Source organism: Xenorhabdus sp. TH1, assembly GCF_037260955.1.
Classification (GTDB): domain Bacteria; phylum Pseudomonadota; class Gammaproteobacteria; order Enterobacterales; family Enterobacteriaceae; genus Xenorhabdus; species Xenorhabdus griffiniae.
Genome location: NZ_CP147734.1, coordinates 196,988 through 213,338, shown reverse-complemented (window position 1 = coordinate 213,338; position 16,351 = coordinate 196,988). Strand labels below are relative to the sequence as shown.

The window sequence follows — 16,351 nt, the reverse complement described above, 5'->3', positions numbered from 1 at the left end:
CTTTTGTAAACCGATATCAGTCAGCTTAAATCAATTTAATCATTTAATTCAGGGCGGGTTAACCGCCCTGTTATTCCACACAGTTACCTTACGCTTTTCCCATCAACGGATCGCTGATGCTGTGCTCACCGTTTTCCAGTCTGCCGGCCAAGCGACGATGCCATCCTTTCGGCCCCGCCAGCGAAATATCGTACCAGCCACCACTGGTGTGGGTGCCAAAAATCTGGCTGTGACAGCTTCCTGCTGGCATTTTGATGTGCCACGGTCCCTGCAATGTATAAGGGCAGCGTTTTATGATGATCTCTACCGTTTTGTCACCCGGATTGTGCAGTTCCAGTTGCAGGCAAGTATCATCCATGATTTGACTCACTTCTGGCTGCCGCTGTGTCAGTGAACCACTCAGTGCACGGTGAAAACCGTTGGGTCCTAGCAACCAGAGATCATAGTTATCTGCCGCCTGCCAGTCATCACTGAGCGATTTACCGGCTTCAACGGTATAACGCCGCGGGATATCACCCAGATGTAGCTTATCGTAAACATGGAATACCACACCCTGTTCGCCCGTGTTGTGAAAGCTCAGGGTCAGTAACCCCTTGTCAGGGTAAGCCGAGACTCCAACATTAAGCCGATAAGGTAACGCACGGGACGGGCGACTCTGGCGCTGTTGATACGGCAACTGCTGCTTTCCAACCTCCGGTAACGGCACCGGTGGTAACGCATCCTGGCTCAGACGCAGGTTGTCTGCTTTCCGTCGCGTGATGGCAGGCAAACGGGGTACTTCATTGTTGGGATTGGCAAAGTTGAATGCTGAAGTGAGATCACCGCACACTGCACGCCGCCAGGCGCTGATATTCGGCTCGCGTACCCGGAAGCGTTTTTCCAAAAACTGTAGAACTGAGGTGTGGTCGAATACCTGTGAATTAACCCAACCTCCACGACTCCAGGGGGACAGGATCAGCATCGGTACTCTCGGCCCAGGACCATAAATGCGCCCGTCTGGTGGTGGCTGCTGATGCGATCCCTCTGGGGCTACGTGTTGGAAAATTTCAGTGTCGAAGGGTAGCGTGGACTTGCCAGCGAAACTACCATCTTTCCGTAGCGACGGTGCGGAGGGTGAAGGCATGTGGTCAAAAAAACCATCATTCTCATCGAAATTCACCAGCAATACCGTCTTGCTCCACACCTGCGGGTCATCTGTCAGCGCATTGAGGATCTCCTGAATGAACCAGCCCCCCTGCACAGGGCAGGAAGGCCCTGGATGCTCACAATAGGCTTCCGGTGCAACAATCCAGCTTACCTGCGGCAATCTACCCTTCTTCACCTCGGCGCGAAATCCAGCCAGTATCATCTCCAGCTCGTTGCCAATGACAGCCGGCAGAGTATTACCGTTACCCTTATACAATGGAATTTTCTCATTAAGTTCATCACTGTAAGGTACAAAATCGTGGAAACCTTTCGGCGGCTGTGCCGGATTACCGGCCGCGACGCTCGCGGCACGGTACTGGCGGAAACCAGCCAGCGGGTTATCACCGAAGTTGTCCGGCAGGTATTGATAAATTTTCCAGCTAATGCCGTTCTCCTCCAGTCGTTCTGGGTAGGTTTTCCATGTATATCCTTCCTCTGGAAGACCGGGAGAATCCCATTCGTTGACCACTGCGGCAACGTTAGCGGCACTGGGACCGTTGGTGCCGGTCCAGAGGAACAAACGATTGGGATCGGTACCGGCATGGATCGAACAATGGTATGCGTCACACAAGGTGAAGGCATTGGCCAAAGCAAACTGGTACGGCAACTCAGCCTGGCAGTAATAACCCATTGAGTGTGTCGTTTTATAGGTTGGCCAAGCACTCATACAGCCATTATCCCAAGCGGAATGTGCATCATTCCAGGAATGAGGCGTACCTTTAACCCGCTGTGCATTACCGCGTCGGCTATCTAAATGATAAGGCAAGACCAGCCGCCCAACTCCCTGCTGCTGCCAAATGTTGCGCCCACCGGAGAGTGGAATGGTGATACGGTCGCTAAAACCGCGTACGCCAGGTAACGTGCCGAAATAATGGTCGAAGGAGCGGTTTTCCTGCATCAGGATCACCACATGTTCTACATCATCTATAGTTCCGGTACGGTTATTGGCGGGTATGGCTAGCGCCTTGCGAATCGAAGCGGGCAGTAATGAACTCGCAGCTCCGATCGCAGCTGCTTGTAATATTTTTCTGCGTGAAAAGTCGGGCATAAGTTTTTAACCTCCTGAGACGAGTTCTGCAAAGAGTCTCGAGGGTAATGCCCAAATATTACTGGGAAATGAAACAAGAGCACTTGTTTACCCTCTTACTCCCCATCGTTCACTGTTTTAGGCTCTTTCGGTTTCTCCGGCTGTGGCCCCGGTCTCATAATTTGGTTAAAGCTATTTTTGATTTGATTAACATCAATCGTCGCTTCACCTTTTGGTTGCACCAGAATAAAAGAGATGTCTTGAGACAACATCTCTTGCAGCTTTTTATTCAAAAGTTGTGGTGTCAGGGAGGATAAAAACGCTTGCCTTAACCGCTGGAATTGTTCAGGAGCGATATCTATCACATTATTTTGCTGTGACAACAGACGTTGGTTGATTAAAATATCGGTATCCGTACGAGCATACATGGCGAATAACTGCTGGAGCTGACTCCGCTTCTGAGCATAGAGTTCATCAAATTGTTCCTGTGGCAATCCATTTTCTCGCAATGATGCCAGTTGGGAAGCCAGATAAAGTGTGGATTCCATCAGTTTATCCGTAGAAGAATCCAAATTTAATGAGCAGTTTGCCCGCTGGTACAGCACACGACAATCCAGGCCTAATTGCATGTCATCCTTGTCTTTTAGCCCCAATTGTAGGTAATAGTAAAGCGCTTCACGCGTCAGGTCATTTAACCAGTACTGAATCAAGGTTTGCGAATCATTAATCGGCAACCAGTTCAGGTTCCAGGTCAAAGATAAACGATCTTGTTTAGCCTTCTCATTCACTACGCCAATCGTTGCGACTTTCAGCGGCAACAAGGTAGGAACAGGCTCTGGCGTCTGCCGTTTTCCATCCAATGATGCGAATGTCTGGTTAATTCGCTCTGACAGTAATCGGCTGTCAACATGACCCGCGATATATAGTGTCATCACATCTGGCGTGTACCATTGATGATAAAAATTTTCGATCTTTTTCACATCCACAGGCAGTGATACTGGCATACCAGGATCATGGCCAATAAGTGTCGATCCTTGTAAGCGCATACGCCACACGGGATCTTGAATATCAAATGGAAAAGTTGTCACAAGATGTGCATCCCCTTTCATGGCTTGTGCCAGTGTCTCAGACGTAAATACCGCACTACCAGCAATGTCAGACAACCATATCAATGCGTCTTGCAATAGTTCAGGGCGATTGTTTGGCAGGCTCAGGCTATAAAGAGTGAAATCATAGGAAACAATGGCGGGTGGAGGGGGATTTTTAGTATCTATGACATTGTGCCAGAGGTTTTCCAACTTCTGCGATGATAAATCTTTGCTACTGGATAAAACGATTTTGGGAATAAGATAGGTATAACCCCGTTGTTGATTTTTCTCAGACAATGAGCCAGTCTTTACCAATAATCGTAACTGTATTCTATCATTAGGCCGCTGTGGTGTTTGCAGAATTTGCCAACTGAATCCATTTTCAAGTTTGCCTTGTTGCCAGGCTGGATCAGGTTGCAAGGTTTCAGCATGCACCAAACAAGTCGTAGCCAGGATCGCACCACCAATAAGATATCCAATTTTGTTACCCAGCATTTTCACTTACCCCTACCTGTTTAATTTTATTCTGCAAAACCTAAGACAACCCGCCATCCTTGGATATTATCATCGAGAATTAGACCATTATTCATCTTGTCAGGTTTCATTTTGATGACGTTTTCTGCTTATTAACCTGACGATTATAGCCTTTTACCAGCAACCCCAGCTCATCATCCTGATGGCTTTTAGGACAAGGCATAGGCTCTGACGCTTGTTCTTCATTCAGTTCCCATGCAACATCGCGCAGTGGACGGATGATAATGCGATTTACGCACCAGCTTATCGACACCGTAAGAATAAGTGCGAGTAATAAATAAGTGGTCAACATTAATGCAAGTGTATTCAAGGCAAAACGATATACCCGATTGGAATCAACCTGCAACATAAGGTGTCCCTGTGATTGTGCTGTTTTTGGCGCAACACCATAAACATAGAGAGGAATATTGACCTCAACAGGAATACCAAAAACCTTCTTTGCCAGTTCAGGTATGGGACGATGAGTGGCAAAATCCAGACTCATGACCCGAACGTTATCAGGTAATAACACATCGACCCGACCCAGAATGCCCGAGGTCTTCAACCCAATCAACAGCGTTTTCGCTTTATTGAGATCTGAACTCAACAACGCTTCCGCCAAAGGTGTTTGGATCTGTACGGCTGCATTGTTAAGCTGGCTAATATAGTCATCTTTCCGCTGCTGCAATAGGTGGGATAACTGGATGGTGATGAAAATGGCAATGGTAACCAAAGTGACTCCTGTCACTGCGGCCATCTGTTTAATGGTTAACGAACGTTTGACACGCAATTTCATCTTATCCAAACCAATACCAACTAATAATGAAAACACTGACCAACACATCTTAACAATGTGAGTGAGTATACTTGATTTTACTTGCGGTCGTCTTATTTTGATGAATAGCGATGCAATAGAGAAAATGACCGAGCTACAACGCTTATACGTTATACCACGGTCAGGTAGGGTTAGGTGGATGGATTTTGATCCTGCTCGACCGCAAAACACGCGATCAGTTGTCCGTCATATTGTCTTAATTTAGGCTGGGATTGGGTACATAGGCTAAATGCACGACGGCAACGAGCCGCAAAAGCACACCCCGCAGGCGGATTCATGGGGCTTGGCAGTTCTCCCGTCAGCTTAATACGTTCACGGCGTAACTCAGGATTCAGACGAGGTGTCGCCGACAATAATGCCTGTGTGTAAGGATGGCACGGATTGTTGAAAATCATTTCCTTACTACCTTTTTCAACACAGCGTCCCAAATACATCACCATCACTTCATCAGCAATATGTTCGACGACCGAAAGATCATGGGATATAAAGACATAAGACAATCCCAGCTCCTGCTGCAAATCCATCATCAGGTTCAGAACCTGCGCCCGCACTGAAACATCCAACGCTGAAACGGGTTCATCTGCAATCACCACGTCCGGATTTAACATCAACCCGCGGGCAATGGCGATACGCTGACGCTGGCCACCAGAAAACATATGTGGATAACGCGCATAGTGTTCCGGTTTTAGCCCCACTTTCTCCATCATCTGCAAGACTTTTTCCTTGCGTTCGCTCGCGGTCAGTGAAGTATTAATCAACAATGGTTCTTCCAGAATCTGTCCCACTTTTTTACGCGGATTTAGGGAAGCGTAAGGATTTTGAAATACAATCTGGATTTTCTGGCGACGAAGTTTTTCTGCTTCTTTATTTGGCACCAAGAGATCTTGCCCCAGATAATAAAGCTCCCCATCTGTCGGTTTTTCAATCATGGTCAACAGACGACCCAATGTGGATTTTCCACAGCCCGATTCGCCAACAACTGCCAACGTCTTGCCTTTTTCCAGCTCAAATGAGACACCATCCAACGCCTTAACCATACGCTCAGGCGAGAATAAACCGGTTTTCACCGGATAATACTTCTTCAATTCCGTGGCCTTCAGTAAAATTGCTGTCGCCTTTTCTTGTTCTCTGTTTTGTTGAATGTTCATACTGTTGGCCTCCCCTCATCATCCAGTGGCATGTGACATTTAACCTGACGCCCACTCATTGATTTCAATGGTGGCTCCTCCTGACGACAATGCGCATTGGCATAGGGGCAACGGGGGTTGAGCAAACACCCCATTGGGCGATCATATTTTCCAGGAACAACGCCAGGCAACGATGCCAAACGAGACTTGTCCACCGCAAATTCCGGCAATGCCCGCAATAATGCTTGTGTATAAGGATGGCGAGGTGCACGAAAAATTTCCGTTGCCTTGCCAATTTCCACCACCTGTCCAGCATACATCACAATAATATGATGGGCTGCTTCTGCCACCAGCGCCAAATCATGGGTGATCAAGAGTAAGGCCATATTTTCCCGTTGCTGCAATTCCAACAACAACTCAATGATTTGTGCCTGAATGGTGACATCCAGAGCCGTCGTCGGTTCATCGGCAATCAGAAGCTTCGGCCGACACGCGATAGCCATCGCGATCATCACGCGCTGACTCATCCCTCCCGATAATTGATGCGGATAAACATCCAGACGAGAAGCTGGATCGGGAATACCCACTTGGGTCAATAAGTCGATTGCCCGCTGGTGTCGCGTCTTTCGATTGCCGCCCTGATGGACTTTCAAGGCTTCCATAATCTGATAACCGACGGTATAGCACGGGTTCAAACTGGTCATGGGATCTTGGAAAATCATCGCGACTTCCGCCCCCACCAACTGCCGACGCTCTTTTTCTGAAATTTTGGTCAGGTCACAGCCATCAAATTCCATTTTTTCGGCCATCACTTTGCCCGGATAATCAATCAGCCCCATAATTGCCAATGAACTGACAGACTTACCTGAGCCAGATTCTCCAACAATGCCGACAACTTCTCCCTGCTCAACACGGTAGCTAATACGGTCAACAGCGCGGAATGGTGCATCTTCATCCCCGAAATGCACCGATAATTGGTCTATATTCAATAATGCCATTTCACAATCCCCCTACTGCTTGAGCTTGGGATCAAGTGCATCACGCAACCCGTCTCCCATCAGGTTAAATGCCAATACTGTCAACAGAATAGCCAGCCCCGGAAAGGTCACAACCCACCACGCACTTTGGGTAAATTGCAAAACATCGGCCAACATGGTTCCCCATTCTGGCGTTGGTGGCTGTGCCCCCATACCTAGAAACCCTAAGGCCGCCATATCAAGAATAGCGTTCGAAAACCCTAATGACGCTTGCACAATCAACGGCGCAAGGCAGTTTGGCAGGATATTGATGAACATCTGGCGTATGGCTCCCGCACCAGCGACTTGGGAAGCCGTCACATAATCGCGGTTAACTTCTACCAGTACCGCCGCCCTTGTCAGACGGATATAGTGAGGCAAAGCGACAAAAGTCAGTGCCAATGACGCATTGACAATTGATGGACCAAAGATCGCCACCAGCACTAATGCCAGCAGCAGGCTTGGCAAGGCCAACATAATGTCGACGATACGCATGATAATGGTATCCACCATGCCACCGAAATAGCCGGCCAATACTCCCAGAATGATGCCCATGATGAGTGACATCACCACGACCAGACAGCCAACCAACAATGAAAGGCGTGCGCCATACATTAGACGGGACAGGATATCGCGCCCAACATCATCAGTGCCGAGAATAAATTGCCAGCTTCCCCCCTCCTGCCATACCGGTGGCATCAGTAAGGAATCGCGGAATTGTTCTGCTGGACCATGTGGCGCTAATACCCCCGCCAATACTGCAACCAGCAGCATCAGGATAATATAGACAAGGCCAATCACTGCGCCTTTGTTACGTTTAAAGTAGTGCCAAAATTCCTGTATCGGCGTCATTAATTTCGGTGCACCCGATACCACAGGCTCAGTTGTTTGAGTCATCATGTGCTCCTATTTCTTATGACGAATACGCGGATTGACGATGCCATACAGCAAATCAACCACCAGATTGACCAGAATAATCATGGTTGCCACCAACAATACCCCGCCCTGTACCACCGGATAGTCACGACGTTGCAGGGCATCGATCAGCCAACGCCCTAATCCTGGCCATGAGAAAATGGTTTCTGTCAAAATGGCACCCGCCAACATGATGCCTACTTGCAAACCAATCACCGTGACGACAGGTAACAACGCATTACGCAGCGCATGGACAATAATGACACGAATGCGGCTCAGCCCTTTTGCCCTGGCAGTACGGATATAATCTTCACCCAACACTTCCAGCATGGAAGAACGCGTCATACGCACGATAACGGCTAATGGGATCGTTCCCAGCACAATGGCAGGCAGGATCATGTGCATGACAGCATCAGTGAAATCGCCCTCCTCACCCCAAATCAGTGTATCAATTAGCATAAAACCCGTTAGAGGATTGCTGTCATCAAGAAACACACTATCACTGATTCGGCCAGAAACAGGGGTTAAGTTCCAATGCACGGAAACCAGCATGATCAGCATGATCCCCCACCAGAAAATTGGCATAGAATAGCCGGTCAATGACAAACCAATCGCTGTATGGTCAAAGACAGAACCCCGTTTGACGGCCGCCAATACTCCGACTGGAATACCGACAGCGATGGCAAATAACATGGCACAGATACCCAATTCAAAAGTCGCTTTAAAACGCGGGACAAACTCATCCCACACTGGAATGCGGCTTTTTAACGAGATCCCCAAATCACCATGTAATACGCCATTGATGTAATGAAAATATTGCTCCCAGAGAGGCTTATCTAACCCCATTTCAGCCAGTAATTGGGCATGACGCTCAGCAGAAATCCCACGCTCTCCCGCCATAATCAGCACGGGATCACCAGGTATCATGTGTACGAACGCGAAAGTCAGCAGCGTAATACCAATAAACGTCGGGATCACTAATCCCAGACGTCGGAGGATAAATTGCAGCATATCCTGAGTTCCCTTTTTAAATACCAGTGCAGCTCTTCGGACCGCTTGGTGTTTACAGAGTCAACTTGTCCATCAGAGAAGCGAAACCATCCCCACAGAAAACTCTGGGGGATGGTTAATCACAACAGCTCAACAGCAAGAATTATTTGAGATCAACATCATAGAAAAGATGTCTGCCTAGTGGATCAACCACATATCCTTTCACTTCCTTACGAATTGGTTCATAAACCGTGGAATGGGCAATGATCAACGCAGGCATTTGTTCATGCATGACAACCTGCGCTTGCTTATAAAGTTCTGTACGTTTGTTAACATCAGCGGTTGTACGCGCGGGTTGGATAACATCCTCAAATGGCTTGTAACACCATTTTGAATAGTTAGAACCGTTATCTTTCGCTGCACAACTAAACAGGGTTGCGAAGAAGTTATCAGGGTCACCATTGTCTCCTGTCCACCCCATCATCACGGTCTTCGGTTCACCATCTTTGGCTCGTTTCAGGTATTCGCCCCATTCATAGCTGACAATCTTGGCTTTGACACCAATTTTCGCCCAATCAGCCTGAATCATTTCCGCCATACGACGGGCATTCGGATTATATGGACGCTGTACAGGCATCGCCCACAGATCGGTTTCGAAACCATTCGCGAAACCGGCTTCTTTCAACAATTCCTTAGCCTTGGCGGGATCATAAGAGTAGTCTTTGATATCTGAGTTATAGCCCCACATGGTAGGCGGGATCAGGTTTTTCGCTTTCTGCCCAGCGCCCTGATAGACAGCGTCAATGATGGCATCTTTATTCACTGCCATCGCCAATGCCTGACGTACTTTCACGTTGTCCATTGGCGGCTTGGTGACATTGAAAGAAAGATATCCCACATTCAAACCAGCCTGTTCCATCAAGGCAATATTTTTATCCTGCTTCATGCGGGATATATCCGCAGGGTTTGGATACGGCATAACCTGACATTCGTTTTTCTGTAATTTTGCATAACGTACAGAAGCATCAGGCGTAATAGAAAAGACTAAGCGGTCGATTTTTGCTGGCCCTTCCCAATAATCTTTAAATGCCTTATAGAGAATTCGGGAGTCTTTTTGGTATTGCACGAGTTGGAATGGACCTGTACCAATTGGATTCAAGTCAACTTTCTCAGGCGTTCCCGCTTTCATCATCACATCAGCGTACTCCTTGGACAGAATAGAAGCAAAATCCATCGCCAGATTAGCGATAAAAGGGGCTTCAGGACGTGACAGGACAAAGCGAACGGTATAATCATCGACTTTTTCTATTTTGCTGATGATATTCCCCATATCCATACCGATGAAATATTCATAGCTGCCCCCCGACACCTGATGGTACGGATGATTTTTATCTTTCTGGCGCATAAAAGTAAAAATCACATCATCAGCATTAAAATCACGGGTAGGTTTGAATTCCTTATTGCTATGCCACTTCACTCCTTTGCGCAAGTGGAAGGTATAAACCTTACCATCGTCACTCACATCCCAGCTTTCGGCCAGACTTGGAATGACGTTAGTTGTACCTACTTTAAAATCCACCAAACGGTTATAAATCTGTCTGGAAGTTGCATCATAAGTTGTACCAGAAGTGAATAACTGTGGGTTGAAACCTTCAGGAGAGCCTTCAGAGCAGTAAACCAACGTTTTTGCTTGAATGCTAGCTGTCACAGCCAGTGCGACAAAACCGACACCCAGTTTTAACAAACTGAACTGTTTTTTCTTGGAAATTGTCATTACTTGAACCCCGTTTGTGATATTTAGCTTGTTTTATTGTTTTTCGCTTATCAATTAATCAATTGTTATGCCTGACGTCAACATCATCAAACACAACACCAGAAACACAAGAAAAACACAAAAGAAAAGAATTATTAACAATAATGGTTAAAAAACATGACAAGAAGCACATTAAATAGACAAATAAACCAAAAATTAAGCAAATAGAACAAATTAATCTCTGTGATGAGAATTTTTCATTTGTAGTCAAGTGATTAAATAACAAGCAACAAAAGCAAGTTCCCATCAAGTTACTTATTCAATTAACAGGTATATACCAATCTAACTTCAAGATGCGTGTGATTTCTCCCCGCTCCGCGGGGAGAAATCAAGTTTCATAGAGTGTTGTAAATTGCAACTTGAAGTTTAATACGTATAGATAATTTCCACATTTATTTACCATTGATGAAATTATTAAAATATTGAATTAATATTCTGGGTTATTCATTCATCGTTGACGGAATAATGGAATGATAATAACTACATTATAATAAGTTATTTTTACCTATCTATTTTAGTATAATAAAACCACTTCTATAAATGGAGCTAGAAACAACAAGGAAATTAAAATGATTCCTGAAATTTTTCAAATTACATATTATAGAGTTTTTATGTATTATTTCATTCCTTTAACCTGATATTTTATTTTGGTATTATTTTATTTGATATCTTTATTTTGTTATTTATTACAAACAAACTGCGTTTTCTTTTATTTTTCATGTTACATTAATCTCCTGAGTGCTCTATTAATAAATTTTTTCCACCTTAATCTATATCATAAAGAAAATTCTGATATTTTATCATGTGTTATAAATGAAATGAGAGGTTATTATGAGAACAACAGCTTGGGCACCTCCATTGACATGGGGGCCATGGATTGGATTAGAAAGTCATGTAGGGTCTTACGTATATACCGTTTCATTCGATACTATTTCTCAAGCTCCCTCCTCTTTTGATGTTGAAATTCAATACGCAGCAAACGAAGGTTATAGGACTGTAACTACAATGGGGCCAGGTTCATATCAAATCAGAGGTAATGATGGCGCTGGTCAGGATCGAATTCGTTTCAAAAGCCATTCAATAGGGCAGACAATTGAAGTAACATATTAAGACTAATTGTTATTAGTTCTTAATATAATTAACCTATGGCTTCTTTAGAAAAAAAGTAAGCCATAGGTTTATATTAATTCAATGCATCAACTATTTTTTTGAGTGATAAATTAGAATCAACAGCTTGATAAAAGCCATTTTCAGTTTGTATTGGAGTATTTATGTAGACATCTTTAAGTATAAAATTCTTGTTAAATAAGACAGATGTTTTTTTGCCTACACTTTTTTTCCAGAAAATATTGAACGGTTCACTGCAATTAGTATTGTTTTTAATTTTTATGAAAATGGCATTATTTTTTTCTTCAGGGAAGAAGCTTTCTATACATGATTTTGTCAAGTGAAAAGCCTCACTATCTGTTTTATAATCCAGAGAGAATGGTTTTTGCGTTGACACACAACCTGAAACACTTATTACTAATATAGATAATATACTAAATAATAGTTTCATCTTTATATTCCTATTGTTCACAATAAACTTTTTTACAGACTATGCTATGTGTAAAATTATAGGCATGTTGACCTGATAATCCACACCTTGTATCCCAAAATTAGCACATTTTCCATTGTGATTTTTTTATTTTTTGCAGATAGTTAAAGGGAATTTAATTCTTATCCAGGGTAATCCCTTAAACTATTTTGGTTGATATATAAGAAAAAACCCCGCTCATAAGAGCAGGGTTTCTATAGATGCTGGTCGGCGAGAGAGGATTCGAACCTCCGACCCACTGGTCCCAAACCAGTTGCGCTACCAAGCTGCGCTACTCGCCGAAAACGAAGCGCATCTTACTGCCAGAGCCACAAACCGTCAATACCTTTTTCAAGATAAGTGATTGTTTGATGATAAACCATCCAACATGGCTGTTGTGGCCGATATTACTGGAGCAGAGAAATATCTGCGACACGCAAGAACAGGTCACGCAATTCACTTAATAGCGTCAAGCGATTGATCCTGACTTGGCTGTCTTCATCCATAACCATCACATTGTCGAAGAACGCATCCACCACTTCACGCAGGGAAGCCAATTCAACCAGAGCATCCTGATAGTTGCCTTCGGCAAACAAAGGAGCCAGTTTTTCTTTCAACACCACCAAGTGTGTCGCCAGTTGGATCTCTTCTGCGGCTTTCAATACGGAAGCGAGGACAGTGTCATTCAACGGTTCTGCTGATTTCGCCAGAATGTTGGAAACGCGTTTATTGGCCGCTGCCAGAGAAACGGCTGCATCCAGGGTGCGGAAATGGGTAACCGCTTGCATACGGGCATCAAAATCTGCCGGTTGAGTCGGACGACGCGCCAATACTGCCTGAATAGTATCCACGCTATACCCCAGCTCTTGATACCAGGCACGGAAGCGACCAAGCATAAACTCAACCACATCATCCACCGCTTTTTCGTTGGTCAGCTTGTCGCCATACAGACGCACCGCTTCTTCTGTCAACGTTTGGAGATCAAGAGGTAATTTTTTCTCAACAATAATGCGCAGAACCCCCAGGGCCGCACGGCGCAAAGCGAACGGATCTTTATCCCCTTTCGGATGCTGACCAATCCCAAAGATCCCAGCCAAAGTATCCATTTTATCTGCAATAGCAACGGCACAGGAAACCCCCGTTGATGGCAGTGCATCACCAGAGAAACGTGGCTGATACTGCTCATTCAGTGCCAGCGCCACATCTTCCGCTTCGCCGTCATGACGTGCATAGTGCATTCCCATTACGCCCTGCGTATCGGTGAATTCGAACACCATATTGGTCATCAGGTCACATTTGGACAATAGACCCGCACGAGTCGCATGATTGACATCTGCACCGATTTTTTCCGCAATCCAACCAGCCAAGGCTTGAATACGATCTGTTTTGTCACGCAAGGTTCCCAATTGTTTCTGGAACAACACGGTTTCCAAACGCGGCAGATTGTCTTCTAAACGTTGTTTACGGTCAGTCTTGAAGAAGAATTCCGCATCCGCCAGACGTGGACGAACCACTTTTTCATTACCTGAAATAATTTGCTGAGGATCAGAAGATTCAATATTGGTGACAAAAATAAAGTTCGCCATTAATTTGCCGGCCTTGTCGTAAACCGGAAAATATTTCTGGTCACCTTTCATGGTATAAACTAGCGCTTCAGCAGGAACTTGCAGGAATTTTTCTTCGAATTTCGCCGTCAAGACAACCGGCCATTCCACCAGAGAAGTCACTTCTTCCAGCAAACTGTCGCTCAGATCCGCTATACCACCAAGCTGCATTGCGGCTTGTTCGGCATCACGCTTGATCATCGCCTTACGAGCTTCATAATCCGCGATAACCCGACCACGCTCCTGCAAAATAGCGGGATACTGCTGTGCATTCTCAATGGTAAACTCCGCCTCACCCATAAAACGGTGACCACGAATGATGCGATCCGATTGAATCCCCAGAATTTCGCCTTCAACCACCTCGCTGTCCAGCAGCATAGTGACCGTATGTACCGGACGAACAAACTGAGTCTGTTTATCGCCCCAACGCATCAGCTTAGGGATCGGCAACTTACTCAGAGAACTACTCACCATATCCGCCAGCAGCGCTTTTGCTTCACGGCCTTTAACCTGAGCGCGATAGAGCAGCCATTCCCCTTTATCCGTTACCATGCGTTCAGCCTGATCAACAGTGATACCGCAACCACGCGCCCAACCTTCTGCGGCTTTGGTCGGTTTACCTTCTGCATCGAACGCCTGAGCAATCGCAGGGCCACGCTTTTCAACTTCACGATCAGCCTGTGCTGCCGCCAAATTGGCGACTTTCAGCGCCAAACGACGAGGTGCCGCAAACCAGCTAACTTCACCATGACCCAGATTGGCATTATTCAGTTCAGCTTCAAAATTGGCCGCAAAAGACTCAGCCAATGAACGCAGTGCCTTTGGTGGCAACTCTTCTGTGCCGATTTCCACAAGGAAAGTCTGTTGAATCATGATGGCCTCTTATTTCTTGTTACACATAGGGAAGCCAAGCGCCTCGCGGGAGGCATAATAAGCTTCAGCAACCGCTTTAGTCAGGGTACGGATGCGCAGGATATAGCGCTGACGTTCAGTCACGGAAATCGCTTTACGGGCATCCAGCAAATTGAAGGTATGACCCGCCTTTAAAATGCGCTCATAAGCCGGCAATGGCAGCGGAGTTTCCAGCGCCAGTAATTCCTGTGCCTCTTTTTCGTATTGCTCAAAGCAGGTAAACAGAAAATCCACATCGGCGTGCTCGAAGTTGTAAGTAGACTGTTCAACCTCATTCTGGTGGTAAATGTCACCATAGGTGGTTTTACCCAGCGGGCCATCGCTCCATACCAGATCGTAAACGCTGTCCACGCCTTGAATATACATCGCAAGACGTTCCAACCCGTAAGTAATCTCGCCAGTCACAGGCTTACATTCAAGGCCACCAACCTGTTGGAAGTAAGTAAACTGAGTCACTTCCATACCGTTCAGCCAGACTTCCCAGCCCAGTCCCCAAGCGCCCAAAGTTGGGTTTTCCCAGTTATCTTCAACAAAGCGGATATCGTGAACAGTCGGATCGAGTCCTAATGCTTTCAAGGACCCCAGATAGAGCTCCTGAATGTTATCTGGAGATGGCTTGATGATAACCTGAAATTGATAGTAGTGCTGGAGGCGGTTTGGGTTTTCGCCATAACGACCGTCAGTTGGACGACGGGATGGTTGCACATAAGCTGCTGCAATAGGCTCTGGTCCCAAAGCACGCAGACAAGTAATAGGATGAGAGGTTCCTGCGCCGACTTCCATATCCAGTGGTTGGACAATGGTACAGCCTTGACGCGCCCAGTAATCCTGTAATGTCAGGATAAGCCCCTGGAAGGTTTTGGTATCAAACTTTTGCATGTTGAACCCGCACGCGATGCATATGAATTTAAACGAAAGAGGCCAGTATACCCTTTGGACGTAAGATATACAGCACTGATCACCCCCAATTTTATCGCAGTATAAAAAAATCTTAATCAGGTCTCTTTACTTGTATATTTATACAGCTAACATTGATGTAATTATCAACCATTATCTGAGGCAAATACAGTTTATGAGCCAGGAAATAACGCGCTGCGGTTGGGTAACATTCGACCTTGATTATCTGGCCTATCACGACAACGAGTGGGGCACCCCTTTAAGAGATAACCAACAACTTTTCGAGCTGATTTGTCTGGAAGGACAACAAGCGGGTTTGTCATGGTTCACTATCCTGAAAAAACGGGAAGGGTATAGAAAATGTTTTCATCATTTTGATCCGGTCAAAATAGCCAAAATGGATGAAACAGACGTTGGAAGACTGATGGAAGAACCAACCATCGTGCGTAATCGTAGCAAAATCAATGCAATTATTCACAATGCCCGCGCTTACCTAAAAATGGCTGAACAAGGTGAAGACTTCAGCGCTTTTATCTGGCGTTTCGTTGATAACTCTCCACAAATTAATCACTGGCAAGATTTATCGGAAGTTCCTGCCAAAACTGCAACTTCCGATGCACTGGCAAAGGCACTGAAAAAGCGGGGATTTAAATTTATCGGCAGCACCACTTGTTATGCGTTTATGCAAGCAGCAGGCCTGGTAAATGATCACCTCGTAAATTGTTTGTGTCGAAAATCGGTTACTGTGATGAAAAATTTAAATTAATGTATAAAAATAAGCGGAAATACCACTTTTGCCCCATTGCACCCGCGTAATGAGCAAGGTATGGTGTTTTCTTCTCATACAAAAACA

General features: G+C 45.6%; 13 protein-coding genes and 1 tRNA gene. 2 read left to right on the top strand and 12 right to left on the bottom strand.

Translation table 11 applies throughout. From position 1 onward, the window contains the following. Positions 1-88 precede the first annotated feature (88 nt). The 8 genes from WDV74_RS00965 to dppA all read right to left on the bottom strand — a co-directional run bounded on the left by WDV74_RS00965 (position 89) and on the right by dppA (position 10,470). A complete protein-coding gene (locus WDV74_RS00965) occupies positions 89-2,233 on the bottom strand; it encodes a phospholipase C, phosphocholine-specific (protein ID WP_338884090.1) in 2,145 nt (714 codons plus the stop codon). Positions 2,234-2,328: 95 nt separating this feature from the next. Beyond that, entirely contained in the window at positions 2,329-3,795 is a 1,467-nt protein-coding gene (locus WDV74_RS00960) for a pitrilysin family protein (protein WP_338884088.1), read from the bottom strand. Positions 3,796-3,901: 106 nt separating this feature from the next. Further along, positions 3,902-4,609 (bottom strand): HAMP domain-containing protein, encoded by a 708-nt coding sequence (locus WDV74_RS00955; protein WP_338885503.1) that lies wholly within the window; start codon positions 4,607-4,609, stop codon positions 3,902-3,904. Between the two features lie 170 nt (positions 4,610-4,779). Next, positions 4,780-5,796 carry a dipeptide ABC transporter ATP-binding subunit DppF gene (dppF, locus tag WDV74_RS00950; RefSeq protein ID WP_338884086.1) on the bottom strand — a complete coding sequence of 339 codons (1,017 nt, stop codon included), beginning with the start codon at positions 5,794-5,796 and terminating at the stop codon, positions 4,780-4,782. Next, a complete protein-coding gene (dppD, locus tag WDV74_RS00945; RefSeq protein ID WP_338804248.1) occupies positions 5,793-6,773 on the bottom strand; it encodes a dipeptide ABC transporter ATP-binding protein in 981 nt (326 codons plus the stop codon). Before dppD ends, dppF begins: the two co-directional genes overlap by 4 nt. A 12-nt stretch (positions 6,774-6,785) precedes the next feature. Next, positions 6,786-7,688, bottom strand: a complete 903-nt coding sequence (dppC, locus tag WDV74_RS00940; RefSeq protein WP_273557560.1) for a dipeptide ABC transporter permease DppC — start codon at positions 7,686-7,688, stop codon at positions 6,786-6,788. A 9-nt stretch (positions 7,689-7,697) separates the two neighbouring features. Next, positions 7,698-8,717, bottom strand: coding sequence for a dipeptide ABC transporter permease DppB (dppB, locus tag WDV74_RS00935; RefSeq protein WP_189759244.1), 1,020 nt, complete (start codon positions 8,715-8,717; stop codon positions 7,698-7,700). A gap of 142 nt (positions 8,718-8,859) precedes the next feature. Beyond that, positions 8,860-10,470: a dipeptide ABC transporter periplasmic-binding protein DppA gene (dppA, locus tag WDV74_RS00930; protein ID WP_273557491.1), complete on the bottom strand. Its 1,611-nt coding sequence runs from the start codon at positions 10,468-10,470 to the stop codon at positions 8,860-8,862. An 870-nt stretch (positions 10,471-11,340) separates the two neighbouring features. Between dppA and WDV74_RS00925 the strand changes: the two genes are divergently transcribed. Further along, complete coding sequence (locus WDV74_RS00925) at positions 11,341-11,619, top strand: colicin Z C-terminal domain-related protein (protein ID WP_338884084.1); 279 nt, start codon at positions 11,341-11,343, stop codon at positions 11,617-11,619. 73 nt (positions 11,620-11,692) lie between these two features. On the opposite strand, the gene WDV74_RS00920 is transcribed toward WDV74_RS00925, so the two are convergent. The 4 genes from WDV74_RS00920 to glyQ form a co-directional block, all read right to left on the bottom strand. Continuing rightward, a complete protein-coding gene (locus WDV74_RS00920) occupies positions 11,693-12,067 on the bottom strand; it encodes a hypothetical protein (RefSeq protein ID WP_338884082.1) in 375 nt (124 codons plus the stop codon). Positions 12,068-12,310: 243 nt separating this feature from the next. Then, a tRNA-Pro gene (locus WDV74_RS00915) sits at positions 12,311-12,387 on the bottom strand. Positions 12,388-12,492: 105 nt separating this feature from the next. Further along, a complete protein-coding gene (gene glyS / locus WDV74_RS00910; protein WP_338884081.1) occupies positions 12,493-14,562 on the bottom strand; it encodes a glycine--tRNA ligase subunit beta in 2,070 nt (689 codons plus the stop codon). Between the two features lie 9 nt (positions 14,563-14,571). Continuing rightward, positions 14,572-15,480: a glycine--tRNA ligase subunit alpha gene (gene glyQ, locus WDV74_RS00905; RefSeq protein ID WP_193849885.1), complete on the bottom strand. Its 909-nt coding sequence runs from the start codon at positions 15,478-15,480 to the stop codon at positions 14,572-14,574. A 193-nt stretch (positions 15,481-15,673) separates the two neighbouring features. Between glyQ and WDV74_RS00900 the strand changes: the two genes are divergently transcribed. Then, positions 15,674-16,264, top strand: coding sequence for a DNA-3-methyladenine glycosylase I (locus tag WDV74_RS00900; protein ID WP_338884080.1), 591 nt, complete (start codon positions 15,674-15,676; stop codon positions 16,262-16,264). Positions 16,265-16,351: the final 87 nt, after the last annotated feature.

Coding starts and splice junctions, on each gene's coding strand:
- glyS (WP_338884081.1), bottom strand. CDS start 14,562: ATGATTCAACAGACTTTCCTTGTGGAAATCGGCACAGAAGAGTTGCCA.
- dppC (WP_273557560.1), bottom strand. CDS start 7,688: ATGACTCAAACAACTGAGCCTGTGGTATCGGGTGCACCGAAATTAATG.
- glyQ (WP_193849885.1), bottom strand. CDS start 15,480: ATGCAAAAGTTTGATACCAAAACCTTCCAGGGGCTTATCCTGACATTA.
- dppB (WP_189759244.1), bottom strand. CDS start 8,717: ATGCTGCAATTTATCCTCCGACGTCTGGGATTAGTGATCCCGACGTTT.
- WDV74_RS00960 (WP_338884088.1), bottom strand. CDS start 3,795: ATGCTGGGTAACAAAATTGGATATCTTATTGGTGGTGCGATCCTGGCT.
- WDV74_RS00965 (WP_338884090.1), bottom strand. CDS start 2,233: ATGCCCGACTTTTCACGCAGAAAAATATTACAAGCAGCTGCGATCGGA.
- dppD (WP_338804248.1), bottom strand. CDS start 6,773: ATGGCATTATTGAATATAGACCAATTATCGGTGCATTTCGGGGATGAA.
- dppF (WP_338884086.1), bottom strand. CDS start 5,796: ATGAACATTCAACAAAACAGAGAACAAGAAAAGGCGACAGCAATTTTA.
- WDV74_RS00955 (WP_338885503.1), bottom strand. CDS start 4,609: ATGAAATTGCGTGTCAAACGTTCGTTAACCATTAAACAGATGGCCGCA.
- WDV74_RS00925 (WP_338884084.1), top strand. CDS start 11,341: ATGAGAACAACAGCTTGGGCACCTCCATTGACATGGGGGCCATGGATT.
- WDV74_RS00920 (WP_338884082.1), bottom strand. CDS start 12,067: ATGAAACTATTATTTAGTATATTATCTATATTAGTAATAAGTGTTTCA.
- dppA (WP_273557491.1), bottom strand. CDS start 10,470: ATGACAATTTCCAAGAAAAAACAGTTCAGTTTGTTAAAACTGGGTGTC.
- WDV74_RS00900 (WP_338884080.1), top strand. CDS start 15,674: ATGAGCCAGGAAATAACGCGCTGCGGTTGGGTAACATTCGACCTTGAT.